Genomic DNA, 24,822 nt, shown 5'->3' on the forward strand with positions numbered 1-24,822 from the left:
ATAAAAATAGGCGCTTACCTATGTGGCAAAAGATAAAACCGTATAAAGATTCCATCGTGCTGCTCACCGCGTTATTACTGGGCGGCCTGCTCGGTGTAGGTTTGCCAGAACTGGCGCTCAAGTTCAAACCTTTAGGGCAAATTTTTCTAAACCTGTTGTTTATGATTATCGTACCACTGGTCGCCATTAGCGTGACCTCCTCCATTGCTCGCATGACGGATTTGAAGAAACTCGGCGCTCTGTTAGTGTCAATCATGGCGGTGTCGATTGTGATGGCGATTATTCCCGCCGTTGGCATTATCGGACTGGCCTTGTTTTTCGACCCAGCCCAAGGTGTTACCTTAGATCTCAATCAAACTATCAGCGATACTGCGGGGACGATGGATTTTGTCGGCCTGCTGACCACCAATGACTTTTCAGGTTTATTATCAAAATCCAATATCTTAGCCCTGATCATCATGTCGGTTATTGCGGGGATTGCGATAGGTCAATCGGGTGAGGATGGCAGAAAAGTCTCGGTATTACTCGACAGTTTTAATACCGTCATCATGAAGATAGTGTCGATCATTATGGTGGCTGCTCCCGTGGGACTGGGTGCCTATTTCGCCTCAACGATGGCAAGCCAAGATCCGCAGCTTGTTATCACCTTTGCCCGCGCCGTTGGTCTGTTTATGGTCGCCTGTTTTATTTATCTAACAGTGGGTTCTACCTTTTACGCTTGGCTTGGCGGTGGCACTCAAGGGGTTAAACAATTCTGGCGCTTCGCCCTCGAACCCGCAGTGATCGCACTGGGCACCACATCATCGCTTGCCACCTTACCCGTCACCTTAAGAACCGCGCTAAAGATGGGCATCAAACCCGAAATTGCCGACATCAGCCTGCCATTATTGGTCAATTTAAATAAGGGCGGCGCCTCAATCATCACAGCCCTAAAAATCGTGTTTATCTACTCGTTACTCGGATTAGATTTCACCGTCGATGTGTTTATGGTGACCATACTGATTTCGGTTTTATCGGCCTTTATCATAGGCGGCGTACCGGGCGGCGCTTTCCTCGGAGAGATTTTTATCGTCACGACATTAGGCTTGCCAATAGAAACCATCCCGATTTTAGTGGTGATAGGGGCAATAACCGATGCACCATCGACAGTCATTAACGTGGTACACGACTTGAACGCCTGCCAGATCATCGAGCGGCTAAATCGTAAACGACTCTAAAAAAATGCCCAAACACTCAGGTTTGGGCATAGCTATTTATCCACAGAGCTCTTATCAATTGGCTACCGATTGGCTTTTATCACGTCCAGTAACAGCTTGATATCGGCCATATTGTTGTAGATATGCGGCGAAATACGGATCCCCATGCTGCGGGCGTCGACACTGATGTTCGCGTTCGCTAATGCCGTCATGATTTGATGTTGTTGCTCACCAAACTGCAAAATCAGCGTACCGCTGCGTTTTTCAACATCCCGTGGCGATACAAACTCATGTTCGAGCTCTTGCGCCACGGCATCAATTAACTGCTGATTACATTTACGCAGCAAGGGGATGCCTAGACCAGCAAGGTAATGAATGCTGTGGGCGGCAATGGCATAGGGGGCGATTGAAGGCGTTCCACCCCAGAAGCGCATTGCGGAATGCTGGTAACGAAAATCATGGATATCGAACTCGAACGGATTCTCGTGGCTAAACCACCCCACATCCTTTGGCTGGCAACTCTCCAATATAGCGGGATTAACCCAAAGATAGGCGGCACCAGGGCCGCCGCAGAGCCATTTCACACTCGACCCGATTAAAAAATCAGGTTGTAGGCGCGCGAGATCTAGCGGAATAATCCCTGCCGATTGAGCCACATCCACTAAGCTCAAACAGCCTCGCTCACGGGCTATGGTGAAAATATTGGCTAATGGCGCCTGCTGCCCCGTATTCGAGTAAGCATGGCTGACAAACACCAGATCTACATCACGACTGATATGCGCGTCCCACACATTAGGGTCAGTGACATCAAGCCCCTTAGGAATAAAACGCACTTCGCAGCTTGCTGGCAGCGCTTTTTTAAGGGCAAATCCCATGCTGGGGAAATCAATCTCACTCATCAACACAACGGCGTGTTCGCGATTTAATCGGTCGAGTGACATCACGATTTTAGTCAGTGCACTGGAAAGATTTACCTGAGGGCAAAAGTCCTTTTGGTGGCCGTTAAACAGTTTGGATAAAGCAAAGGTAAAATCATCAATCACACTCAGCCACTGGCCCCAAGGCTCACGCCCCGATTCCTGCCAAGGCGCAAAAAAGGCTTCTTTGAAGACCTGTTCGGTCGATTTTAACGGTCGACCGACTGAATGGTTCAATAGATATCCTGGACCCGCGAGGTAAAAGTCCTTTTTAAAGTCTTCAAACATAGTGTTATCTCAAACTCTCTTTTAATTTTTTAATCTCATAATAACGCGTCCGAATATCGCTGCGCTGAGCGGCGGCGCGCCTATCTCTGAGTCGCTCCAATGAACCGAGTAGCACATGCAGTGGCGGACCACTGGCGGTAACCTTAGCTAAATGCTGCTGCTCCATACTTATCGAAGGCTCGGCAATATATTTAGTCACTAACTCATTATGATGCTGAATCGCAGTCTCGCCATGTAATTCGCAGACTTCGATAAAGAGTCGCAAATTTTCTTGATACCAAGTTTGGTTCGCACTGTCTTTTGCCTGCAGGAAATCATCCATTAAATTCGGTCGACGCATGCACTCACGCAATATCTGCTGATCCTCTGGCATCATGTACAAAAACTTGTCCACCAGCATTTGCGAGTAGGAAGCTTCATTGGCGAAACAAAGACCTAGTGTTAAATCGATCACATTAATCCCCGCAAAATCCCCGGCGTTGGCACCGCGATAAATGACCGAGCCCACCCGATAAGGTTTGTAGTAAGGGCGAACACAGTAAAAGAAACGATCCGTATCTAATCGATTGAATAATTGAGTATTCGACTCAATCACATCCTGCAATGCCTGTTTAGCGACTCGCAGTAAATCGTGACTGATGGGATGGGAAATACCCAAAGGCTGGATCTTCAATAGCGCTTCGGCGGCGCGTTTATAGGCCAAAATGCCTTTAGTGTTGTAATCCACAAACAACTTTTCAGCGGGAAGATCGGTAAAGCGCTTATAAATGCCATTGTGGGCACGATTGTGCGTAGTTAAATGTGCGGTAGCAAAGCGCGGCGTGACGCCTATTGAAGCGCCGATGTGCATGGCAAGCGCGGAGGCTTCGGCTAATGGCGATGTGGTTTCCCGCGAAGGCTCGGTAATCTCATGGCGTCGACAGGCCGCCATATACAGGCCCACATTGCCGAGTAAATCAAAAGCACTGTCGAACCCTTCGTCGGTATTGCCCTCATCGAGCAAGGCCTTAATCAACTCTCGCCCTTCACTCTCCAGCGCCAACTTAGCTTCTGCGCCGATATCAAGCACATTGGCCCGATCCGCTTGTTGGTAGTAAAGCTGTTCGAGCTCTGAGTTGAGTTCGACAAAGCGACTGCGGATCCAATCATCGAAGGCTTCGGTATTAAAGGTGGCTGGTTTCACGGGCTTATCCTTGAGTATTGTTATCGTTCTTGTAAACGGAGCGAGCTCAAAGTCTTAGCCCATTCCGTAAAACTCGTTAACCAGAATGCAACTTATCGCTACGTGTTTCTAGCGCTAGGTCAAATTTCCGAAAAATCTCATGCCATTTTTTATTTACACCATGCGCCAGCGCAATTTTTCAAACGCTTTTCCTCCGCAGAATGTCCCTGAAAACACTCATCACTCAACAAATCGCTAAGCGGTAGATTCCGCAGAGGTAAATCGGATGATTTTAATGGAATTTATAGTAGTGCTTAGTTGCCTACTACTCGGTACCCGCTACGGCGGTATGGGACTCGGCCTCATCAGCGGCATAGGTTTGTTTTTACTGATATTTGTCTTCGGTTTAGCGCCGGGACAACCGCCAGTACAAGTTATGCTAACGATTCTTGCGGTGATCGGCTGTGCGGCCGTATTACAAACCGCAGGCGGTTTGGATGTGATGATGCAGTTTGCCGAGCGCCTACTGCGCCGCCATCCACAATACATCACCATTCTGGCGCCGCTGACCACTTGGACGCTGACCTTTCTTTGCGGTACAGGCCATGTGGTTTACACCATGTTTCCGATTATTTCCGATATCGCGCTGAAGAAAAATATTCGCCCAGAACGCCCAATGGCTGTGGCATCCGTCGCCTCGCAAATGGCAATTTGTGCTTCGCCCGTGTCGGTAGCGGTTGTGTCTATGGTGTCGATTCTCGCATCGCAGCAAGGTGTAGGCCGCGCCTACAATCTGCTCGAAATTTTAATGGTATCCGTACCTGCATCGCTTTGCGGTGTGATGGCCGCAGCGCTTTGGAGTCTACGTCGCGGTAAAGATTTAGATAAAGACGAAGAGTTCCAAGAACGGATTCAAGATCCTGTCCAAAGAGCTTTTATCTACGACAAGAGCGAAACCCTGCTAAACCAACGTTTTCCTAAGGAAGCTTACTGGGCAACGGGGATTTTCTTTGCGGCTATTGCAGCTGTGGTGCTGTTAGGTTCCTTTAGTGAACTGCGCCCTGCCTTTGAAGTTAAAGGGAAAACGACCTTATTATCGATGAACTTAGTCATCCAGATGATGATGTTAATTGCGGGGGCATTTATTCTAATGACCTGCAAAGTCAAGCCAACAAACATCTCTAATGGCCCCGTCTTTAAAGCGGGCATGGTGGCGATTTTCTCAGTATTTGGGGTGGCGTGGATGAGTGATACTTTCTTCATCAGCCATATGGATGTGCTTAAGGAAAACCTGTCCCACGTGGTGCAAAGCCAGCCTTGGACCTATGCCTTAGTGCTGTTTCTTATCTCTAAGCTTGTTAATAGCCAAGCAGCGGCGCTGACTGCCATTGCGCCTATGGGTCTCGCCTTAGGGGTCGATCCAAAACTCTTGATCGCTTTCCTTCCTGCAAGTTACGGTTATTTTGTGCTCCCTACTTATCCAAGCGATCTGGCCTGTATCGGCTTTGACCGTTCAGGTACAACTAAAATAGGTAAGTTCATTATTAACCACAGCTTTATTATTCCAGGTTTTATCGGCGTGGGTACCGCATCGACCGTCGGTTATCTGCTGGCGACAGCCTTGCTCTAGTCTGTATTACATAAATAATAAAGGCCGCGATGCGGCCTTTATGTTGAATAGCATGGAACGATAAGTTTAAGCGCGATACATGGCCAAAAACATCTTGATATTGGCGTCGATAATCGCTTGCTGGTGCTCATCATTATTTTTCATATGGAACAGCTTAGGCCAGAATGCAAACGTGCCACATCGAGAAACTCAGGCTGCAGAGTCACAGCTCTTTTCCATTCGATTTATTCCCACTCGTCGGCGCTCAAAAGCTCACAACTTATGTATTAAGCTTCTTCCTGCTAACGCTAAACCCTAGACGACAGCTTAGTTACAGGCATAAAATCACTTACCTTGTCATTTTAAATATCCAACTGAATTAACGGTATTAATACTTCAGACTGGCCGTATACAGATGAGTAAAATCGCGGGTACAAGAAGTAGATTGGTGATTTGAATCTTTAGAAACGCCATGATCAATTAACATTCTCCTGAAGGGTCACGCCAATGTCTTTGCTCGCTTGGCTTAAGAAGTATCTTCATCGCGCCTTTCATGGCAACAGCCCACTAGGGCGACAAGCTGACTTAGCCGCCATTTTTCATCCAGCGCAAATGCCCAACATCGACTTGCCGACAAACCAAGCCTATCCGCTAGTGACACCAATAGTGCAGGCCGATATTTATGCCTATCAAGTTCACGGCTTACTGACCTTAGAAGGCAAGCAAACCTTAGATAGGTTAATCGGCAATGCAGGTTTTACAGCATTACCCGAACATGCCGCCAGCTTTAATGGCCTGATAACCCATCGGAGCCGAGCAACCAGCTTGCAGCTCAACCAATATGCCGATTTTGCGGGGATCTGCGTCAGTTTAATCAGCAACGACAAAGCACTATTAGAACAACTGATTGCGTTCAAATCGACTTTACCTCACCCTTGGGAAAGCTTTCCCCATGTCGATCCCGATACACTCGGCAGTCTTCAAGGGAATATCGATTTTTGGTGCAACTATTTTTGGCGCCCCTATTGGCTGTCACTTTCAGCAGCTGAGCGCTTGCAGTACCCCGTAAATTGGCAGGAATTCAGTGATTTTCATTAGAGCTTGAGAGAAGCACTAAGGCTTAATGCAGGATAAAAAATGAAGTTAACATATGTTGGATTAGCACTATCGTTACTGCTACTTGGCGGCTATCTGATCCCTGAGTCACCGGTGATCCCAGTCAAAGGCGCCAGCAGTAAAGATTGGAACAGCCAAACCTTTTGGTATGAACCTTGGGGCCCATCGGGCGTACATAAGGGGATAGATATTTTCGCCGCCAAAAACACTGCCGTGATTGCGCCAACGCCTATGCTGATCTTCTATCGAGGCGACTTCTTTAAAGGAGGTAATGTGGTCGTTGGTCTAGGTGCTAAATGGCAAATTCATTATTTTGCCCATTTAGCGCAAATTGAATCAGCCACGGGATTAATTGCCCACCAAGGTGAAACGCTGGGCACTGTCGGCGATACGGGTAATGCTCAAGGTAAACCGCCACATTTGCATTATTCCATTTTGAGCTTATTGCCTAAACCTTGGCTGATAGATACTTCAACCCAAGGATATAAAAAGGCCTTTTATCAAAACCCCATCACCTACTTAGAAACACACTAAGACTTAGGTGATGAGTAACATAGCGGCTTCGCGACAATATCAACTACAAATGAGGGTTCAGCAACTCGCCATGTCGGCAAACTCACTGAATGCCAGCATGGCCGACACATTATACGAAGAAATGAACGGAGACTTATGATTCAGCAGACTTACTATCAAGAGTCACAGAGTTAACTGCCGCAGCATACGACTCGCTATCGGCCTCTGCAGCTAATGATTCCCTATCCGCCTTCGCAATGTATTTAGGTTTATTGCTCGATTGCAGTTTGGCATTGGCCTTTTTCGCCTTGCTCTTCAAGGTTTGGTTTATCTTCTTTTTGCGGTTCATCAAGGCACCAATGCGGATACGGAATAAAGGGGCGCGATTATAGCCTTGCACCTGCACGCCAGACAATAGAAAGCACAAGTCAGATCGCCTCAGGCCATCAAACCTACGCCCAACGCTAACCAAATTAACAAGCCGAGTTAACAAACCGCGTTTTCAAGCCAAGTCATCAAGCCTGCGACCAAACCATCAGATCGCGCAAGCCATACCAAACGCTAAATAAGGCACAGCCTTAACAACATGAACTCGCACTAGGTAACCCTTGGGGTTAAATCTTGATACCGAGTGCTGTGTCGCAATTTATCAATACTGCTGCCAAATCGTGCAATTTCCTGTATGACACGACTAGACAAGCCGTTATTCCTCCCCTAAAATCGCGACAGAATAAAAATCGTTATCATTTGTAATGCCGTTTAATGGAATATGGACTTATGCCAAAGGAGCCGGTGTAGCAAACTCATTCGCTCTTAGCAGGAAGTTATATGACATTCAAAACCTCGTTTGTTGCTTTAGCCGTATTTGCAGCGCTAAGCCAATCCGCTGTGGCTCAAGATGCCCCCGATAGCAATTCAAACAACAAAAATAAAGACATAGAAAAAATCACAGTCACCGCGAGTCGGATGGATAAATCCCCCAGCTCAATCCCCAATACCGTCACTATCATCGACCGCGCCCAGTTAGAAGAACAGTTCCGCACCACTAAAGATTTGTCGACCATTATCGGTAACTTAGCCCCGAGCTTTTCGCCAAGCCGCCAGAAGATGAGTAACACAGGCGAAACCCTGCGTGGTCGCCCGCCGCTGATCATGATCGACGGCGTACCGCAATCAAACCCACTTCGCAGTGGGGGTCGCTCGGGTCAAACCATAGATCCAGCCATGATTGAGCGTATCGAAATCATTCACGGTGCCAATGCAATGCACGGTCTTGGTGCCCAAGGCGGCATCATCAATTACATCACTAAAAAACCGACGGGCGACAGCGAACAGGTTGCAAGTTTCGATGTGACAGTTCCTGATTCGATGAAATCTAACGGTTTAAGCTTTGGTGCCAGCTATGCGTTTTCTGGCGAGTCAGAATTTATCGACATGATAGGTTCGGTTAGCTACCGCAATAATGGCGTCTATTATGATGCCAACCATAACGTCGTAGGTGTGGACACGACTCAAGGCGAGTCGATGGACAGCCAAAGCACCGACTTCTTCATTAAGCTTGGCCACAACTTCGACGAGTCGCGCCTTGAACTAATGGTTAACCATTACACCGCAGACAACAATGGCGATTGGATGCCAGTCGCAGGCGACAAGCCCAATGGCGTGCCCACGGGCGCAGTTAAAGAAACTCAGCCATGGGAAGCGGCCAATAACCAAGTGACCACCACCAGTTTGACTTACACCCACGCCAACATTGGTGGCCAACAACTTAACCTGCAACTCTTTAATCAAGATTTTAAAGCGGTTTATGGTGGCGGCTGTTTCGACAGTTTCTACGATCCATCCTTCGAAGGTAGCGACCAAGTGATCCAGTGCGGTGTCGGCAGCAAAGGCGAAAGCTTGTACTACGAGCAATCGCGTAATGCTTCTGTTAAATGGGGGTTAAAAAGCTCATTGATTGCTAAGGATATTGCGGGTTCAGGGATTGATGCGGCCTACGGTATCGACCTTTTCCGTGATACCACAGAGCAAGATTTAGTGAAAACGGGTTTTTCGTGGGTTCCGGAAAGCACCTATGACAACGTCGCGCCATACTTGCAGTTAGATTATGATTTAATTGAAAATCTAACCTTATCGACCGGTGTTCGTTACGAACATGCCGAGTTAAGTGTCGACGACTACAAAACCCTATGGGGTGCGGGTAATAAGCAAATTGCAGGTGGCTCAGCCACCTTCGATGAAACCTTATTCAACGTCGGTATCTCCTACAAAATCACCCCAGACATTCGCGTTTATACCAGCTATAACCAAGGTTTTGGCATGCCGGATATCGGCCGAATTCTGCGTGATGGTAAAAGCTTCCCCGGCGACAATCCCAGCATAGATGACTCATTGGCACTCACGCCGCTCGTCACAGATAACGTCGAAGTCGGCGCCGATTACCAAGGTAAATACTTAAGCGCCAAGCTAGCTTACTATCGTTCGGCCACTGATTTTGGTTCACGTTTAGCCTTAAATAGTGATGGTTTCTACGACGTGAAGCGGGAAAAAAGTGTGATCGATGGGATCGAAGCCAATGTCACCGCCTACCTCACCAGCAATGATGATCTCGGCATGAATATCGCCTTCCAGCAGGGCGAATACGATTCAAATGGTGATAACCAAGTCGATACCGATCTCGATGGTGCAAATATTTCACCCAACCGTATCAACCTGTTCTGGACCCATAACTTCGATAATGACATGTCGACCCGCGTTCAAGCCAATTACTACATGGACCGCGACTTTAAAAATGCGGTGGGTAACAAGTATGCAGAATTTGATGGCTATACCACAGTCGATGCTTCCTTCTCTATGCCGCTTTACACTGGCACCCTGAGCTTAGGTCTGCAAAACCTGTTTAATAAGGATTATTTCAATTATTACTCACAAACCATGGGTACAAATGATCGTTATTTCAAAGGCATGGGACGTACTGCGACAATAGGCTACACCTTGCCTTTCTAAGTGAAAGCCCATTGAAACATAAAAAAGCGCAATTACATTGCGCTTTTTTATTGTGCTGAAGAAAGACAATTATGCCTTGGTCACGACCCAGAGAGCATGTAATAAACCGGGGAACCAGAACAGTAAACACAAGACTATGTTTATTAGCAGATCTTTACCCGCTCCTGCCTTCAAAAATACAGCAACAGGTGGCAATAGAATCGCAATAATGACTAAGAGTAATTTATTTGTATCCATAACAGGGCATCCTTAAAACGGAGATTGTAGGCGAATCAACAGGGTCTAACTTCGCAGGAAGACTCAGAATTTGCAAACTTTTTAGCTTACAGAATGATAAATACTCCAAGTGATTCTCTAAACCAAAGCACTAATATCGCTATAAATTCAAAGGAAGATGTAGCCCGCCTCATGCCGTTAAATACAGGTTAAGATATCCTATAAACTTCAACCGAAAATGCCTAAAAGCATCTATAGTTAAAGAAAAATATGAACTAAAAGAATGATATTTGATCCCCAAGCCCTATTACTCATCAAATTTATTTGCCTACTGGCCAGCACCGCAGCCGTGGCATGGGGACTCATTGCCAAACCTTTAGCGATTGCGACTCAAGCCAGTATGCGTTTTTCTCTGGCGAACTTGTTCGTCCTCCTTGGCATCATACTCAACAGCCAACGCTCCGAAGCCTCCAGTTACCTTTTTTGGTTCTGCTCCGATATGGCTATTTTGTTTGGATTCATCCTATTACGCTGGGGTACTAAGGCACTTTTCAGGCTGAGTCCCAGCGTTAAATCCGATCTTATTCTCTTGGCAATCACGGCCAGTGTGATGCTCTCGGTTCCCCCCAACTTCAGCTCCGAACGCACCTTAGCCGTTGTTTTCTCCGCCTGCGCCGCGCTGATTTTTACCATGCTAACGCGGGATAACTATCAGGCCATTAAACGCGATACGGGGAATCGAGTCGCCATCGCTATGGTCATGCCTTTAGTCGCTATGGTGGGTATTTTTACCATTCGCATCTTTATCGCCCTGCTTTCCCCAGAAGAAAGTCCGATGTTTATCGCCATGCACACGCACGAAGCGATACCTGTGCTGTGGTTTTATGTATTTCTAACCCTATTGATCAATATCGTGATGATAGGTAATGCCATGACGCGACTCGTCAGCAAAATCCGTATGTTAGCGGAACGGGATCAACTCACAGGCCTGTGGAATCGCCGGGCTATGCATAAGTTTCTCAACAATATCCATCAACGCTGGCTAAGGGATAATGTGCCTTACAGTATGATTTTATTGGATCTTGACCATTTTAAAGAGATTAACGATCAATACGGCCACGATGCGGGTGATCTCGCCCTGCTGACGGCGGCGAGACTGTTTGGATCGGTATTACGTGAAAATGATGCCCTATGTCGTCACGGTGGTGAGGAGTTTCTGGTGATTTTGCCCACGACCGATGCACCCGCTGCCAGAGCCGTTGCCGAGAAATTGCATCAAGTACTTAAGGACAATTCATTTATCTGGCAAGGTGTTACGATAAAAATCCATGCCAGTTTAGGTTACGCCACTATCTATCAAGGATGCCAGCCAGACAAGCTACTCATTCAAGCGGACCAAGCCATGTACCGCGCCAAATCCGAAGGCCGAGACCGTATTTGCCAAGCTTGCTAGGCTTTTGCAAAATCTTGCTAGCCTCACGCAAGAATAACGCGACTAGTATTAATCCACTTTCGCCGGCCAAGCCAAAGTATCGGGTTCAGACCACTCAATCAGCGCTTCAGTCACACCTTCAGCGGCAAAATGTTCACCTTGAGTCGGCACATCCCTATACGCATAATCACGCCAGCCAGTCGCTTCATCGCCATAGCGAAAATGCAGACAGTAGGCGTGCAGATAACAACGATCCGCCGCCATGCCACCGTATAAATCATCGCCTAAAATCGGCACACCTAAACTTGCCAAGGCGACTCTTAATTGATGGGTTTTACCCGAATGGGGTTTCAGTAAATATAAACGCAATCCCTCACTGACACTCAATGAAAAAAACTGCGTAATCGCCGGATTCTCTTTAGTGCGCAGCAGTTTAAACATGCTACGCCGCGACTTTGCCATGTCACCAATCACCCAGCCTTGCTTCTTCTTCGGCTTGCCTTTCGCGAGGGCGAGGTAATATTTCTGCACTTTATGGGCGGTAAATAGCTCAGTAAATTGCTTAGCGGCGACGGCGCTTTTGGCCAAAATCAACAGACCGGACGTGGGTGTGTCTAATCTATGCACGGCAAAAAGCTTAATCCCTAAATCTTGCTCAGCCTGCGCCACCACGCCCGCTGTTCCGTCCTGACTGTGGAAATGCACTTTGGCTGATTTGGAGATAACAAGGAAGTCAGCCTCATCGGCTATGATTCGATACATGGAGTTCTCGACGCTTTAATGCGGATCATCGACTTAAAACTTAATAGTGACCACTAAGCCGGGATGATTATCCGTGAGATTAATTTTGGCATTGTGCCGTGAGAGAATCGCTTTGACCATAGATAATCCTAAACCTGTACCCTGTAAATGCCGACTAGGGTCGAGGCGCACTAAGCGTTCGAACACTCTTTCTTTACTGTCGTCGGGAATACCGGGGCCATTATCGCGGATCTGAATTTGTGGGCCTGACTGAATAATTTCAATCCGCGCACCTTGGCCAGAATACTTCATCGCGTTATCGACGAGATTATATAAAGCTTGGAATAATAAGTATTTATCACCAAATACCTTATGGTCAGCCAACAGCGACAAACTCAAGGTTTGCTCATTGGATTCTGCCACGGCATCGGCCATGTCCAACAAATCGGTACACAGTTGCGCTAGGCTTAACTCCTGCAAATCGAGCGTCTGCTGACCTTCTTCGATACGCGTGAGTGACAACATGGCATCAAATGTCGCTAAACAATGATCGAGCTCTTCGGTCAAAATCGCGCAACCTTCGCTAATCTCATCACTCGGCTTACTCGCCAGCTCTTCAAGACCAATGCGGATATGTGACAGTGGAGTACGTAAATCATGGGCGATATTATCGGTCGCGCCGCGCACTGCCATCAGGTTATTTTCGAGGATATCCAGCACATTATTAAACTGCAGCGCCAACATATCAAACTCATCCTGACGCCAACTCAAGGGCAAGCGGGTATCATAGTGGCCGCGTTCAATCTGTTCACTCAAGCGGTTGTATTGTACTAATCGACGTAAAATCGCCTTAGAAAACAGATAGCCGAGCGCTAAGGTCAACACTATTGTAAGCATCACGGCTGTCGCCGCGGCGCTGATAAACTTATCGATTAACGTCGCTAAGTTATCGGTACGGGTCGCAATCAACACTGGGCCGTAGCGGGTCATTACCAACCCGCCGGTAAGAATATGCAGCTTATCTGGGCCACCGGTTAAGATGGGGAAATCCCGCGTTTGCGGCAGCATGGGCATGCCTTCGGGCATAAAGCTCAAGGCACCGACCATATCGTAGCTATTACGCCAAGCGATCAGAGCGGTTTGTGGATCGGCGGCGCGGATTTGAGCGGCAAAACTACGGCGGTCAACCGTTAGGGCAAGTTGCTGATAACGTTGGGTCTCTGACTCTAAATATTGAGTCACTTGATACTGTTGCTCGATGATCAACTGTCGATAGAGGGCAAATAGCAGCGCCCCAATGATCACTGTCACTAAGGTCGAAAAGACGATTGTGATGCGCCAGGCGCTGCTTTGGTAAGGCTTAATGCCTTTGTCGTAAGCGATAACCCGCTCCTCTCACGGTTTCGATAAGCTCGCCATGGCCTAACTCTTCAAATTTACGGCGTAATTTTGCGATATGCACATCGATGACGTTCGTGCGCGGGTCGAAGTGATAATCCCACACTGCTTCGAACAATAAGGTGCGGCTAATCACTTGATTCGCATGTTCCATCAGATACTTAAGTAACTGGAACTCTTTCGGCTGCAGCATCAACTCTTGCCCGTCTAAGGTCACATTACGGGTCAGTAACTCCATCTTCAAACCACCGACAACGAGATCTGTGGTGACTGGCACAGATTGGCCACGGTGCATGAGTTTTTCGGCGCGCACTAATAACTCAGAGAAGGCAAACGGCTTAGTCATATAGTCGTCGCCGCCCGCGCGCAGGCCTTTCACTCGCTCATCAACGTGCGCTAAGGCAGATAAAATCAGCACTGGGGTTTGATTGCCCGTTGCCCTTAAGGCGGCCAATAATTTCAAGCCATCGAGCTGTGGTAACATGCGGTCGAGGATCACGAGATCGTACTGACTACTCGTGGCGAGTGACAAACCTTGGTGGCCATCGCTCGCCGTTTCGATATTGTGGCCCTGCTCAAGAAATCCTTTGACGATGTAATCAATCGTCGTCGCATCATCTTCAACTAAAAGTATTTTCATCTGTATGTTGCGCTCCTCAATCCTAAATACTCGTTTGAGCACTCGATTGACTTAGATGTTTCAATCCCACTTGAGTAAAGGTAACGGGCGTAAATTTTCGACATCAAAAGCCAATTTAAACTTACCCGTATCGTCTAGCAGCTTAAGCTCTAAATAACTGATACCTAAGTCGTGATCTAACTTTGCCTCGGTTAAGAAGGCTTTGTGATCTTTAGTGGCCTTAGCGATTAAGCCTGAAAATGTTTGATCTTTTGCCGCGATCAAACGTGTCGCCTCAACCTCACCGAGATCATCCGCGCTCACTTTACTCGCCTTTTGTTTCAGCAACTTACCATCGCGGGCACGATATTCAAACCGCGTTATAGAATTGGCCAAGGGATTAATCAACTCAAATTGGTAGACTAATTCACCCTCTTGCTCTTCCATATTAAATTCGGCAATCACGCCGGAGAACCCTTTTTCGATCTGCTGCATAACGCTCAGCGGCGGTACATAGTCTCCACCCGCAAACATCGAATACATGCTCTGAGCCGCAGTTGCGACGCCAGATACCAACATGAATCCTAGCAACCATAGTCTCATGGCTCCTCCATATAAATCAGCTAAGTTTGTATCTTATGAGACAATCAGTTAGAAGTCGATGGGACCTATTGTCCCTGTGCGCGATTCCAAACCAATCTCCCATAATCTACCACTGGATATAGCATTACACTGCGTTAGCCTTAACTCAGGTTTGGTCATAAATGGAACGAAAATGCCCTTTCAACATCACCTAAGTTATTCGCTTTTAAGCCAAACACTCAATCATTTTGTGGCTAATGTGTTAAGTCTACCTAATACCAGCTGAAACACCGATGGAAACAAGATTAAGCTTTGATCATCTGGGGATTTTGAAGCATGACATTTCCAGTAAAAACCCATAATTTAGCCATTTAAAATCAAGCTGATTGAATTTTAGCGGGTATTTTAGTGCATTTGTGTCGTCAAAAAGTACGATTGGCAAATAGACCCCACTCCACTAACGTCAGTCTGATAACCAAGCGTCAAGTAATGGCATTTTTAATCGGAGCGAATATGAAACCAGTCACACGATGGATAAGCTTGAGCTTGCTACTCGTCGCAGCATTAAGCCCCTACGCCTATGGCAGCGCCACAAGCGCCATGGCATTTATCATCTTAGGCATGCTGTTGGAAGGAACATTTTGGATTGGATTGCTGGGTAAAAAACGTCATTAGAGTGCGATATCACATTATTCCAAAATATGAATTTGTTCGGATTTGAGTGCCACTGTGGTTTGCATTCCTTTCGTGAGTGCAAGCTTTTGGGCAAAATGCAGCGATACTTCGGTGTTAAGTTGTAACTGAGTACCTGTGACATAGCAGATAAGCCGGACCGATTCCCCCATCACCAGCATAGCGTCGATAGTGACATCTAACTTATTAAAACTGCGGCATAAACGTCCGTTAGATATCGAGTTAAAGCGAATGCCTTGGTTGGGGATCACCCAACGCACTTTGCTGCCAACGGCGCGGTCTTTGCCATAGTCGCAGGCGATCAACTGCTCGCCAAACTTAAGCCAAGTGAGGTCTTTTGTGCTGTCTTGAAATACTACTTCACCGTCGAAAATATTCCTTAGCCCCATCTGCCTAGCCACAGCTTCATTTCGTGGCCGCGATAACACCTCGAAAGGTGCACCTTGCTGTAGCATCTTGCCTTGGCTGATCAAAATCATCGAATCAGCCAGCAGTAAGGCTTCATTTAAGTCGTGGGTGACCATAATCACTGGGCAAAGTAACTGTTCTTTGAGGCGCGCAAGCTCAAGGTATAAACGCTCGCGAGTTTCCCTGTCCACCGCAGAAAAAGGCTCATCCAGCAACAAAACCGACGGTTCGCGGGCAAGCGCTCTCGCTAAGGCAACGCGCTGGCGCTGACCGCCAGATAAATGCGCTGGCAATCTATCGGGTAGGCCTTGTAGGTTGACTCGCTCAAGCCAATCTTTCGCGCGCACAATACGCTCAGATTTGGGGATATGATCAAGCCCAGCGACTACATTCTCTAAGGCAGTGAGATTAGGAAATAAGCCAAAATGCTGCGGCATATAACCGATATGGCGTTGCTGTGGGCTCAAGGCGATGCGCGCTTTATCATTAAACCAAGGCCGATCGCCAAAATGGATTTGTCCCGTATCGGGATGATTCAACCCAGCGATCATCCGTAGCAAGGTCGTTTTCCCACCGCCAGACGGCCCCACCACAGCGAGCACTTCGCCAGCCTTGCAGCGAAAATCAGCGTTGAGTTTAATGTGTTTATGGTTTTGGATCTGACACTGCAGATCAGCGATGATTTGCGCCACGCTGACCTCCTAAACGCCGTGACAAACTGGTAGTGAGCGCCAAAGCCGTTACCGCAAACAGTAATAACACTAATGACATAGTGCCTGCGGCATTAAAATCGAAGGCTTGCACACTGTCGTAGATAGAAATCGAAATTGTCTTAGTCTCGCCAGCGATATTGCCGCCCATCATCAACACGACGCCAAACTCGCCGAGCACATGGGAGAAACACAACACCAGCGCGGTCAGCACACCCGGCCACACCATAGGCAATTCAATCTTAAGCAATATTTTAAGTCGGCTCATGCCACAACAAGCTGCGGCATCGCGGACATCATTCGGTACAGCTTCAAAGGCCCGCTGGATTGGCTGCACCGCGAAGGGGATATTGACGAACACAGAAGCGATAACCAGGCCTGAAAAATGAAACACGAGCTGCTGGCCAGTTAGTTGCTCTATCCATTGTCCGAGCCAACTCTGACTACCTAGCCCCACCAGCAAGTAATAGCCAATCACGGTCGGCGGTAACACTAAGGGCACCATTATCAATGCCTCGACCCAAGATTTACCGACAAATTGGCGGTAGGCCAAGGCTCGCCCCGCGAGTATCGCAAGGGGGATCAGCACCAAGACTGTGATGCTGCTGAGTTTGACCGATAACCACAGCGCCTGCCAATCCATTAGAATCCTTAACTTACCGGCAAACCAAAACCGTATTGAGTGAATACGGCGCGGGCGGCGTCTGATTGTAGGTATTGGTAGAAACGCTCGGCGGTTGAGCTCGCCTTAGGCATTAACGCCATACGTTGATTCAGCGGACCGTGGAGATCTGAGGGCAGAGCTAAATAATGACCGAGGGCCTGAAACTGCGGCGCAATCGCCAGTGATAAAGGAATAATTCCGCCTTGAGTCGAGCCGCTGATCGCAAACTGTGCCGCTTGGGAGGCGTTTTCGCCTAAGATCAACTTAGTTTGCAGCTCATCCCATAACCCGATTTTTTTCAATAACTCACGGGCACGTTCGCCGTAGGGCGCATGGTCAGGATTGGCGATCGCAAAGCGCTCTAGCTGGCCCGCTGCCAATAATGCTTTTAGGCCATTGAGTTCGATATCTAGTGCGAGCGGCGAATTTTTAGGGGCGACTAAGGCTAAACGGCCAACAGCATACTGCACGCCCTCGCCTTGGGTAAAACCGACTTTGTTCAGCTCGGCAATATAACGTTCATCGGCACTCAGCAGCATTTCAAACGGCGCACCGTGTTGAATTTGCGCGACAAAATTTCCAGATGAACCATAAGAGACCCGTACTTTGAGACCCGTTTCTGCGGTGAAGTTTTTAACAATGTCATCCAAGGCAAACTTGATATTAGCCGCCGCGGCGATGGCAGGAATCGGCGCATTATCCACTGCGCGACTGGTCGATGGTACAACTGCTAAGCAAAACAGTAATACAAAACCAAGGGAGTGGAAGAAACGGGTCAAACTCTGCATTGGGTCACCTCAGTGCCGTTTTCGCGTTTATTTTGAGCTAGCAAGCTGCCTTGCCACTGCACGTATTTTTGCTGCAACTAATCTTTGTGTTGCCACAGTTTGGCAGCTTGTTCATCGGCATCTTTCGCCTCAACCCAGCTTTTACCTTGCTCGCCCGCTTCTAATTTCCAGAATGGCGCTTTGGTTTTTAAAAAGTCGATTAAAAATTCACAGGCAGCAAAAGCAGCTTTGCGATGGGCGCTGGTTACCCCGATAAACACAATTTGCTCACCTAAGGCCATAGTGCCCACGCGGTGAATCACAGTGACCTTGTTCAGTGGCCAGCGACTGCGTGCCTCGACAACGATTTGTTCTAGCACGGCTTCGGTCATGCCCGGATAGTGCTCTAAGGTTAAGTCAGTCACGGCGGCGCCATCATTAAAATCACGCACTTTACCGACGAAAGTGACTACGGCACCATCGCTATCATCTTGAGCCAACTGCCGATATTCGTCGGTCACACTAAAATCGACTTCTTGCACTCGAACTGCGGGTAATAAACGCATATTAACCTCCGGTAACGGGTGGGAAAAAGGCGACTTCATCACCATCGTTTACAGGCGTATCCCATTGACTAATGGTCTGATTTACCGCCACCAGCAATTTTTCTGAGGTTAATACTTTAGCCCATTTATCGTCGGTAGCCGCCAGCGTCGCACGTAACGCTTCGGCGGTTTGTGTCTGCTCGCTCGCCTCCAGGCTTAATTTAGCAGTGCCCAATAATTCTCGAACTTGAGCAAAAAACAACACGTTAATCATAATCTTCTCTCGTTTTTGATCCGCTAAACTGACTCACAAATAGCGCGTCAGACTTAAGCTTGGACAGCTTCGCTCACTTGCTAATCTGCCGAGTGGCTAAAGCCTATTCTGTCAGGCTAAACCTTAAAATGTCCCGACTTGCCGCCGCGTTTTTCTAGCAAACGGACTTGGGAGATCACCATATCTTTTTGCACGGCTTTGCACATATCGTAGATAGTTAATGCCGCCACTGAGGCCGCAGTTAAGGCTTCCATCTCAACACCTGTTTTGCCGGACAATTTGCACAGGCTAGTGATACGCACGCGGTTATGTTCGGGCTGCGCCTCTAAATCGACTTCAACTTTAGTCAGCATCAGTGGATGGCATAAAGGGATAAGATCTGAGGTTTTTTTCGCGGCTTGAATGCCCGCAATACGTGCAGTAGCAAACACATCACCCTTGTGATGGCTGCCGCTCATGATCATCTCAAGTGTCGTGCTCGCCATCTCGATAAACGCTTCGGCACGGGCTTCGCGCTCGGTAACGGCTTTTTCGGTGACATCGACCATATGGGCGTTGCCATCGGCATTAATATGGGTAAATACATTGCTCATTGGAGCGATCCTTTCGTTTGAGGACAAAACAAAGTGCAAGGGAAATTGGGCTTATACTCGCGCTAAATCGGCGCTGATGAAGAACCTAAATACGGGTTAGCCACCAATAGAGGCGAGATGCTGAGTGACACCTGTAATGCCTTGATGCAAGTAATGGGTTGCTTTCTTCTGGGCTAATTGACCGTGCAAACGCTCAATTAATTCCGCTTGTTGGCTAGAATGCTGCAGCAGATCACGCAAATCGACACCGGATTCAGTGAAGAGGCATAAGTGCAACTTACCCTTAGCCGATACGCGCAAACGATTACAGCTGGCACAGAAGTTAGTCGCATAGGGCATGATCAAACCAATACGGCCTTGATAATCGCTGCGGCTAAAGTTTTGCGCTGGACCATCATCGGCGCTCGGCGTATCTAATTGCCAACCATCCGCCAGTAACTGCGCTTTAATGTCGGCGCCCGCTAGATGATGTGCTTCAAAATACTCACGGCCTAAACCCGTTTCCATCAACTCGATAAAACGTAAATCGATTGGGGTATTTTTAATCCAATGCAAAAAGCGCGGTAAATCTTTATCGTTTAGGCCTTTAAGCAGGACGGCATTGATTTTTACGCGCTCAAAACCCGCCGACAAGGCAGCATCGATCCCCCGCATCACTTCGTCGAATTTATTCTCGCCAGTGATTTGGTAAAACATTTTAGGATCTAAGCTATCCACAGACACATTGATACGACGCAAGCCCGCATCGAACCATTCTTTGGCATGCTTTTCGAGTCTATAGCCATTAGTGGTTGTCGCTATGGTGTGAATGCGCGGGTTATCGGCGACGACACGGATGATGTCGGTAAAGTCTTTACGCAGGGTGGGTTCGCCGCCTGTTATGCGGATTTTTTGGGTGCCGACTTGGCTAAATGCAGAGACTAAGTTTTCTATCTCATTGAGAGATAAGAATTTTGGCTTGCCGTCAGGATGATAACCGTCGGGGAGGCAATAACTGCATTTGAAGTTACAAACGTCAGTGACTGACATCCGCAAATAGTGAAATTTTCGACCAAAGCTGTCTTGTAATTGAGACATGATCACCTTTCCAAGTGTGGGAGGTGAGAGCATTTCTTATCCCACCCCGGTGGCATTATTACCACGGCTACACCTCCATATCTTTCGACTTAGGTAGGCAAGCTCGGAGAACCGTCACCGGTGATTATAGGCCGAAAGTACTCACTAGCTATACCCCTAAACAGGTATTTATTAACCTAGATCACGCTAGCGTGAATAATCTGTGACAGTCCTCACCTAAAGATTTGTACTGAATTAGACTAAACAGCCGCTTAATCCACTGTGACCTTATCTTATTTTCAGGTAAGGTGGTACAAGCAATAAAACGCCCGTTTACAAACTACAACACTCGATAAAAATCGGGGAAACGTGAAGGAAGAGGTGAACTGATGGAACGCGAATCAATGGAATTCGATGTTGTTATCGTCGGCGCAGGTCCAGCAGGCTTGGCCACCGCGTGTCGATTAATGCAAATATCACAGGATTCAGGTAAAGAAATTACCGTCTGTGTGGTCGAAAAAGGCTCAGAAGTGGGCGCGCATATTCTGTCAGGCGCAGTGTTCGAGCCAAGAGTGCTAGACGAACTGTTCAGCGACTGGCGTGAAAAAGACGCTCCAGTGAAAACCGCTGTCACCCACGACGAAATCTACCTACTCAGCTCCGTCACCGACGGCCGAGTGATGCCCAATGCCTTTGTGCCAAAAACCATGCACAACGACGGCAATTTTATTATCAGTGTCGGTAATCTATCCCGCTGGCTTGCTAATCGCGCCGAAGAACTCGGTGTCGAAATATTCCCCGGCTTTGCCGCCAGTGAATTGCTATTTAATGCCGATAACAGCGTTAAAGGTATTTTGATTGGCGATATGGGGGTTGGCGCCAATGGTGAGCCTAAAGACAGCTTTATGCCCGGCATGGAACTGCACGCTAAATATACTGTTTTCTCAGAGGGTTGCCGCGGTCACTTAGGCAAGCAACTGATCGAAAAATACCATTTAGATAATGGTAAAACACCCCAGCATTACGGCTTAGGCTTCAAAGAAATTTGGAAAGTCCCCGCCGAGCAACACGAGCAAGGTAAAGTGGTGCACACAGGTGGCTGGCCATTAACTGAGGGCGCATCGGGCGGCGGCTTCCTTTATCATATGGAAGACAACCAGATTGCTGTCGGCCTCATTATCGATTTGAACTACAAGAATCCGCATCTGAGTCCATTTGACGAATTCCAGCGCTATAAAACTCATCCTGTGATTGCAAAGTATTTAACCGGCGGCGAACGCCTCAGTTACGGCGCCCGTGCGATTACTAAAGGCGGCTTGAACTCGCTTCCTAAGATGAGCTTCCCCGGCGGCCTGATCATCGGCTGTAACGCTGGGACTTTGAATTTCGCGAAAATCAAAGGCACTCACACTGCGATGAAGAGCGGTATCGTTGCGGCAGAAACCTTAGGCAAAGCCATGATGGCGGGTGTTGAAGGCGGTAAAGATCTCGACTGTTACCAGACTCATATCGAAGAAAGCTGGCTGCATGAAGAACTGCATAAATCGCGCAACTTTGGCCCTGCGATGCATAAGTTTGGCACCTATTTAGGTGGCGCCTTCAATTACATAGATCAAAACTGGTTTGGCGGAAAGTTCCCTATCACACTGCGTGATGAACACCCAGACTATGCGCAAATGGCCTCCGTGAGCGCTTACAGCAAGATTGATTACCCAAAACCCGATGGCAAGCTCAGCTTCGACAAACTGTCCTCTGTGTATCTGTCGAGCACTTATCATGAAGAAGATCAGCCCTGCCATTTACGTCTTAAAGACAGCAGCATTCCACTGGGTATTAACCTGACTCAGTTTAATGAGCCAGCACAACGTTATTGCCCTGCCGGTGTGTATGAAATCGTCGAAGAGGCAGGTCAGCCCAAATTTGTGATCAATGCGCAAAACTGCATTCACTGCAAAACCTGCGACATTAAAGATCCTAGCCAAAATATCACTTGGGTTACGCCAGAAGGCGGTGGTGGTCCTAACTACCCCAATATGTAACTTGTCACCAATAAATGTTAATAGCGGCGCTCAATGGAGCGCCTTTTTTTCACCTTTGAAACAAACATCTCACTTTTTTTGCTTGCCCTTATCAACGACATTGGCCACAATTGCCACACATAAAAGAGTTCGTTTTCAATCACCATCCCATTTCCATCTATACTCTACATAATTAGATCTACTGCAAGACCAACGGGTTAGGCCAAATAAATGTTTTATACGCTGTTTTATTCGGCATTCGGCCTAGACTAAGGTTAACTTTTCACATTCCTGTCCGATAATCTTTTACCGTACAAGAGTGCGTTGACCGATAACGCAAAACAGTCCAACACAGGCATATTGATATTTATGATATTTAATAACCTCACCATTAAGCAGAAAATTCTGCTAACAGTGACATTTGCAGTACTGCTGTCGACCATACTCGTCGGCGTATTAAGCCAACGTAGCGCTAAAAATGTCGTACAACAACGGATGTTAGGTTCGGAACTGCCGAGTTTGATGATGCAGATCCGCAATAAGATCGATCTCGACATCTCCACTTTAATGAATGCCGCAGAGCAATTGGCCAGCAGCCGCATGTTACTCCAATGGCTCGAAGATGGCAGACCACAGGCCCAAGAAACCCAAGTGGTTGCCCAACTGAAAGACATCACGCGTCAATATAAACTAGCGCAAGCCTCCTACGCCGACAGACAAACTGCCGCCTATTACACTCAGGATGGATTTTTGCGCGTGCTCACCCCTGCGCAGGATGGCTGGTTTTTTGGTTACCGCGACAGTGGCCAAGAACGTATGTTGAACGTATTCACTGAGGCCAACGGCGAAGTCAAACTCTTTATCAACTACCAGCAACCCAATGGTCGCGGCTTAGTCGGGCTCGCTAAATCACTCGATGATATGGTGCGTTTACTGAGTTCATTTAAGATTGAAGAAACAGGATTTGTTTACTTAGTGGATGCTAAGGGTGAAGTGAAACTCCACCCAGATACGAGCCAAATTGGTAAGAGCAACCTAAGCAACTTATACAAAGATGCGAACTCAAGCGCCTTACTAAACCGCGGTGATTTCAATCTGATCAATACCAAGATCAATGGCGAAAACATGCTGGTTGCCAGTAGTTATATCGCGTCTATGGATTGGTACTTAGTGGCACAAGTGCCAGAAGCCGAAGTGTTTGCGCTATTAACCGAAGCGGCTTATCAGATCTTAATCTGGACACTGTTGATTGCAGCGGGCTTTATCGTCCTCGCTATCGTTGTTGCAGGTTCTGTGAGTCGTCCAATCGCCCAAGTTGCCGCTATGTTCCGCGACATAGGCGAAGGTGAAGGTGACTTACGCCAACGCTTACCTGTCAATGGTGAAGATGAGATTGCGCAACTCGCTAAGGGATTTAACAGCTTTATCAGCAAGATCCAAGATTCGGTCATCGAAGTGGCCCAAACCAGCGAACAGCTCGGTTTCTCCGCTAAGGATGTGTCGAATCAGGCACAGCAAACCTTAGAAGACAGCCACGAACAGAAAGATCGCACTATGATGGTGGTAACAGCCATTAATGAAATGGGCGCGACGGTTAACGAAATTGCCAGTAATGCTGCCCAAGCAGCGGTTGCTGCAAGAGATGCTGACACTGAAGCCAGCAGTGGCCAAGTTGTGGTAACCCGTGCCCGCGATACCATTAACCAATTGTCAAAAGACGTTGGCCAAGTGGGTGAAGTGATTGAGTCCCTCGCGACCCACACTAAATCCATTGGTGGGATTTTAGATGTGATCCGCGCTATCTCTGAACAGACAAACTTGTTAGCCCTCAACGCGGCAATTGAAGCGGCACGTGCCGGTGAAGCTGGACGCGGTTTTGCTGTCGTCGCCGATGAAGTACGTAACTTAGCATCACGTACCGCAGCATCGACCAATGAAGTGCAAGGCATGATCGACAAGTTGCAATCGGAAGCCAGCCGCGCAGTGAATGCGATGGCCCAGAGTCGTACTCGCTCCCATGAAGGTGTTGTGGCCGTCGATGAAGCCAGCAAATCGTTGATTGGTATTAGCGATCGCATTGGTCTTATCAGCGACATGAACATCCAAGTTGCTGCGGCAACGGAAGAGCAATCCACAGTTGTGGAGGACATCAACCGTAACGTCACAGAAATCAACGATATTACTCAGCGTACAGCCAATACTGCACAAGCGGCAGCACAGGCGAGTTTAGCCTTGAATCAACTGTCACACCGCTTAGATACCTTAGTGGCCAAGTTTAAGGTGTAAAACCTTAAACTTA

24 protein-coding genes, 1 pseudogene and 1 riboswitch are annotated in these 24,822 nt (G+C 47.7%); of the genes and pseudogenes, 9 read left to right on the top strand and 16 right to left on the bottom strand.

Translation table 11 applies throughout. The features are described from left to right. Window positions 1-20 precede the first annotated feature (20 nt). Complete coding sequence (locus DYH48_RS19895) at window positions 21-1,217, top strand: dicarboxylate/amino acid:cation symporter (protein ID WP_115335722.1); 1,197 nt, start codon at window positions 21-23, stop codon at window positions 1,215-1,217. Window positions 1,218-1,279: 62 nt separating this feature from the next. Here DYH48_RS19895 and DYH48_RS19900 read toward each other — a convergent pair whose 3' ends face one another. Further along, window positions 1,280-2,401 carry an aminotransferase class V-fold PLP-dependent enzyme gene (locus DYH48_RS19900; protein ID WP_012586527.1) on the bottom strand — a complete coding sequence of 374 codons (1,122 nt, stop codon included), beginning with the start codon at window positions 2,399-2,401 and terminating at the stop codon, window positions 1,280-1,282. Window positions 2,402-2,405: 4 nt separating this feature from the next. After that, the gene (locus DYH48_RS19905; RefSeq protein WP_006086570.1) at window positions 2,406-3,584 is read right to left on the bottom strand and encodes a PrnB family protein; all 1,179 of its coding nucleotides are present in this window, start codon (window positions 3,582-3,584) and stop codon (window positions 2,406-2,408) included. A gap of 265 nt (window positions 3,585-3,849) precedes the next feature. On the opposite strand from DYH48_RS19905, the gene DYH48_RS19910 reads away from it, so the two are divergent. Beyond that, on the top strand, window positions 3,850-5,193 hold the full coding sequence (locus DYH48_RS19910) for an anaerobic C4-dicarboxylate transporter (RefSeq protein WP_006086569.1): 1,344 nt from the start codon (window positions 3,850-3,852) through the stop codon (window positions 5,191-5,193). A gap of 66 nt (window positions 5,194-5,259) precedes the next feature. Here DYH48_RS19910 and DYH48_RS19915 read toward each other — a convergent pair. After that, window positions 5,260-5,361: pseudogene (locus DYH48_RS19915) on the bottom strand (TetR/AcrR family transcriptional regulator); the annotation flags it as partial. 318 nt (window positions 5,362-5,679) lie between these two features. Here DYH48_RS19915 and DYH48_RS19920 point away from each other — a divergent pair. Together DYH48_RS19920 and DYH48_RS19925 are read left to right on the top strand one after the other, a co-directional pair. Further along, complete coding sequence (locus DYH48_RS19920) at window positions 5,680-6,270, top strand: hypothetical protein (protein ID WP_006086567.1); 591 nt, start codon at window positions 5,680-5,682, stop codon at window positions 6,268-6,270. A gap of 39 nt (window positions 6,271-6,309) precedes the next feature. Then, complete coding sequence (locus DYH48_RS19925; RefSeq protein WP_115335723.1) at window positions 6,310-6,822, top strand: M23 family metallopeptidase; 513 nt, start codon at window positions 6,310-6,312, stop codon at window positions 6,820-6,822. Window positions 6,823-6,955: 133 nt separating this feature from the next. On the opposite strand, the gene DYH48_RS19930 is transcribed toward DYH48_RS19925, so the two are convergent. Next, window positions 6,956-7,216, bottom strand: coding sequence for a DUF2986 domain-containing protein (locus DYH48_RS19930; protein ID WP_366945742.1), 261 nt, complete (start codon window positions 7,214-7,216; stop codon window positions 6,956-6,958). A 413-nt stretch (window positions 7,217-7,629) separates the two neighbouring features. Between DYH48_RS19930 and DYH48_RS19935 the strand changes: the two genes are divergently transcribed. Next, window positions 7,630-9,807 carry a TonB-dependent receptor gene (locus tag DYH48_RS19935; protein ID WP_115335724.1) on the top strand — a complete coding sequence of 726 codons (2,178 nt, stop codon included), beginning with the start codon at window positions 7,630-7,632 and terminating at the stop codon, window positions 9,805-9,807. Window positions 9,808-9,876: 69 nt separating this feature from the next. On the opposite strand, the gene DYH48_RS19940 is transcribed toward DYH48_RS19935, so the two are convergent. Next, complete coding sequence (locus DYH48_RS19940) at window positions 9,877-10,044, bottom strand: YqaE/Pmp3 family membrane protein (RefSeq protein WP_006079767.1); 168 nt, start codon at window positions 10,042-10,044, stop codon at window positions 9,877-9,879. 262 nt (window positions 10,045-10,306) lie between these two features. Between DYH48_RS19940 and DYH48_RS19945 the strand changes: the two genes are divergently transcribed. Beyond that, window positions 10,307-11,476, top strand: coding sequence for a GGDEF domain-containing protein (locus tag DYH48_RS19945; protein ID WP_115335725.1), 1,170 nt, complete (start codon window positions 10,307-10,309; stop codon window positions 11,474-11,476). Window positions 11,477-11,524: 48 nt separating this feature from the next. Here the strand turns inward: DYH48_RS19945 and DYH48_RS19950 are convergent, their stop codons facing one another. From DYH48_RS19950 to DYH48_RS19965, 4 genes are read right to left on the bottom strand one after another with little or no spacing between them, the layout of a single operon-like run. Continuing rightward, window positions 11,525-12,217: a TIGR01621 family pseudouridine synthase gene (locus DYH48_RS19950; RefSeq protein ID WP_115335726.1), complete on the bottom strand. Its 693-nt coding sequence runs from the start codon at window positions 12,215-12,217 to the stop codon at window positions 11,525-11,527. 33 nt (window positions 12,218-12,250) lie between these two features. After that, window positions 12,251-13,507 carry a sensor histidine kinase gene (locus tag DYH48_RS19955; RefSeq protein WP_006079764.1) on the bottom strand — a complete coding sequence of 419 codons (1,257 nt, stop codon included), beginning with the start codon at window positions 13,505-13,507 and terminating at the stop codon, window positions 12,251-12,253. A gap of 49 nt (window positions 13,508-13,556) precedes the next feature. Further along, window positions 13,557-14,234: a response regulator transcription factor gene (locus tag DYH48_RS19960; RefSeq protein WP_006079763.1), complete on the bottom strand. Its 678-nt coding sequence runs from the start codon at window positions 14,232-14,234 to the stop codon at window positions 13,557-13,559. A gap of 60 nt (window positions 14,235-14,294) precedes the next feature. Beyond that, window positions 14,295-14,816 carry a hypothetical protein gene (locus DYH48_RS19965; protein WP_006079762.1) on the bottom strand — a complete coding sequence of 174 codons (522 nt, stop codon included), beginning with the start codon at window positions 14,814-14,816 and terminating at the stop codon, window positions 14,295-14,297. Between the two features lie 492 nt (window positions 14,817-15,308). On the opposite strand from DYH48_RS19965, the gene DYH48_RS19970 reads away from it, so the two are divergent. Beyond that, entirely contained in the window at window positions 15,309-15,470 is a 162-nt protein-coding gene (locus DYH48_RS19970) for a hypothetical protein (protein WP_115335727.1), read from the top strand. 14 nt (window positions 15,471-15,484) lie between these two features. On the opposite strand, the gene DYH48_RS19975 is transcribed toward DYH48_RS19970, so the two are convergent. From DYH48_RS19975 to moaA, 7 genes are all read right to left on the bottom strand, one after another. Further along, a complete protein-coding gene (locus tag DYH48_RS19975) occupies window positions 15,485-16,588 on the bottom strand; it encodes an ABC transporter ATP-binding protein (RefSeq protein ID WP_115335728.1) in 1,104 nt (367 codons plus the stop codon). Then, on the bottom strand, window positions 16,569-17,249 hold the full coding sequence (modB, locus tag DYH48_RS19980; RefSeq protein WP_011845539.1) for a molybdate ABC transporter permease subunit: 681 nt from the start codon (window positions 17,247-17,249) through the stop codon (window positions 16,569-16,571). The genes DYH48_RS19975 and modB overlap by 20 nt, the downstream gene beginning before the upstream one ends. Before the next feature lie 8 nt (window positions 17,250-17,257). After that, window positions 17,258-18,058: a molybdate ABC transporter substrate-binding protein gene (gene modA, locus DYH48_RS19985; RefSeq protein WP_006079758.1), complete on the bottom strand. Its 801-nt coding sequence runs from the start codon at window positions 18,056-18,058 to the stop codon at window positions 17,258-17,260. Window positions 18,059-18,135: 77 nt separating this feature from the next. Continuing rightward, a complete protein-coding gene (moaE, locus tag DYH48_RS19990; RefSeq protein ID WP_006079757.1) occupies window positions 18,136-18,603 on the bottom strand; it encodes a molybdopterin synthase catalytic subunit MoaE in 468 nt (155 codons plus the stop codon). A 1-nt stretch (window position 18,604) separates the two neighbouring features. After that, window positions 18,605-18,856, bottom strand: a complete 252-nt coding sequence (gene moaD, locus DYH48_RS19995) for a molybdopterin synthase sulfur carrier subunit (protein ID WP_115335729.1) — start codon at window positions 18,854-18,856, stop codon at window positions 18,605-18,607. 116 nt (window positions 18,857-18,972) lie between these two features. Beyond that, window positions 18,973-19,449 carry a cyclic pyranopterin monophosphate synthase MoaC gene (gene moaC / locus DYH48_RS20000; RefSeq protein WP_006079755.1) on the bottom strand — a complete coding sequence of 159 codons (477 nt, stop codon included), beginning with the start codon at window positions 19,447-19,449 and terminating at the stop codon, window positions 18,973-18,975. Window positions 19,450-19,545: 96 nt separating this feature from the next. Continuing rightward, the gene (gene moaA, locus DYH48_RS20005) at window positions 19,546-20,526 is read right to left on the bottom strand and encodes a GTP 3',8-cyclase MoaA (RefSeq protein WP_037392248.1); all 981 of its coding nucleotides are present in this window, start codon (window positions 20,524-20,526) and stop codon (window positions 19,546-19,548) included. After that, window positions 20,514-20,647, bottom strand: a riboswitch (molybdenum cofactor riboswitch). It overlaps the preceding gene by 13 nt. 247 nt (window positions 20,648-20,894) lie before the next feature. Between moaA and DYH48_RS20010 the strand changes: the two genes are divergently transcribed. Continuing rightward, the gene (locus DYH48_RS20010; protein ID WP_115335730.1) at window positions 20,895-22,544 is read left to right on the top strand and encodes an electron transfer flavoprotein-ubiquinone oxidoreductase; all 1,650 of its coding nucleotides are present in this window, start codon (window positions 20,895-20,897) and stop codon (window positions 22,542-22,544) included. 348 nt (window positions 22,545-22,892) lie between these two features. Beyond that, complete coding sequence (locus DYH48_RS20015) at window positions 22,893-24,809, top strand: methyl-accepting chemotaxis protein (protein WP_006086544.1); 1,917 nt, start codon at window positions 22,893-22,895, stop codon at window positions 24,807-24,809. Window positions 24,810-24,822 lie beyond the last annotated feature (13 nt).

This window comes from Shewanella baltica, assembly GCF_900456975.1.
GTDB classification, from domain to species: domain Bacteria; phylum Pseudomonadota; class Gammaproteobacteria; order Enterobacterales; family Shewanellaceae; genus Shewanella; species Shewanella baltica.

Bases quoted from the DNA above. Each gene is read 5' to 3' on its own strand.
- DYH48_RS19895 (WP_115335722.1), top strand. From the start codon at position 21: ATGTGGCAAAAGATAAAACCGTATAAAGATTCCATCGTGCTGCTCACC.
- DYH48_RS19900 (WP_012586527.1), bottom strand. From the start codon at position 2,401: ATGTTTGAAGACTTTAAAAAGGACTTTTACCTCGCGGGTCCAGGATAT.
- DYH48_RS19910 (WP_006086569.1), top strand. From the start codon at position 3,850: ATGATTTTAATGGAATTTATAGTAGTGCTTAGTTGCCTACTACTCGGT.
- DYH48_RS19920 (WP_006086567.1), top strand. From the start codon at position 5,680: ATGTCTTTGCTCGCTTGGCTTAAGAAGTATCTTCATCGCGCCTTTCAT.
- DYH48_RS19925 (WP_115335723.1), top strand. From the start codon at position 6,310: ATGAAGTTAACATATGTTGGATTAGCACTATCGTTACTGCTACTTGGC.
- DYH48_RS19935 (WP_115335724.1), top strand. From the start codon at position 7,630: ATGACATTCAAAACCTCGTTTGTTGCTTTAGCCGTATTTGCAGCGCTA.
- DYH48_RS19940 (WP_006079767.1), bottom strand. From the start codon at position 10,044: ATGGATACAAATAAATTACTCTTAGTCATTATTGCGATTCTATTGCCA.
- DYH48_RS19945 (WP_115335725.1), top strand. From the start codon at position 10,307: ATGATATTTGATCCCCAAGCCCTATTACTCATCAAATTTATTTGCCTA.
- DYH48_RS19950 (WP_115335726.1), bottom strand. From the start codon at position 12,217: ATGTATCGAATCATAGCCGATGAGGCTGACTTCCTTGTTATCTCCAAA.
- DYH48_RS19960 (WP_006079763.1), bottom strand. From the start codon at position 14,234: ATGAAAATACTTTTAGTTGAAGATGATGCGACGACGATTGATTACATC.
- DYH48_RS19965 (WP_006079762.1), bottom strand. From the start codon at position 14,816: ATGAGACTATGGTTGCTAGGATTCATGTTGGTATCTGGCGTCGCAACT.
- DYH48_RS19970 (WP_115335727.1), top strand. From the start codon at position 15,309: ATGAAACCAGTCACACGATGGATAAGCTTGAGCTTGCTACTCGTCGCA.
- modB (WP_011845539.1), bottom strand. From the start codon at position 17,249: ATGGATTGGCAGGCGCTGTGGTTATCGGTCAAACTCAGCAGCATCACA.
- modA (WP_006079758.1), bottom strand. From the start codon at position 18,058: ATGCAGAGTTTGACCCGTTTCTTCCACTCCCTTGGTTTTGTATTACTG.
- moaE (WP_006079757.1), bottom strand. From the start codon at position 18,603: ATGCGTTTATTACCCGCAGTTCGAGTGCAAGAAGTCGATTTTAGTGTG.
- moaD (WP_115335729.1), bottom strand. From the start codon at position 18,856: ATGATTAACGTGTTGTTTTTTGCTCAAGTTCGAGAATTATTGGGCACT.
- moaC (WP_006079755.1), bottom strand. From the start codon at position 19,449: ATGAGCAATGTATTTACCCATATTAATGCCGATGGCAACGCCCATATG.
- moaA (WP_037392248.1), bottom strand. From the start codon at position 20,526: ATGTCTCAATTACAAGACAGCTTTGGTCGAAAATTTCACTATTTGCGG.
- DYH48_RS20010 (WP_115335730.1), top strand. From the start codon at position 20,895: ATGGAACGCGAATCAATGGAATTCGATGTTGTTATCGTCGGCGCAGGT.
- DYH48_RS20015 (WP_006086544.1), top strand. From the start codon at position 22,893: ATGATATTTAATAACCTCACCATTAAGCAGAAAATTCTGCTAACAGTG.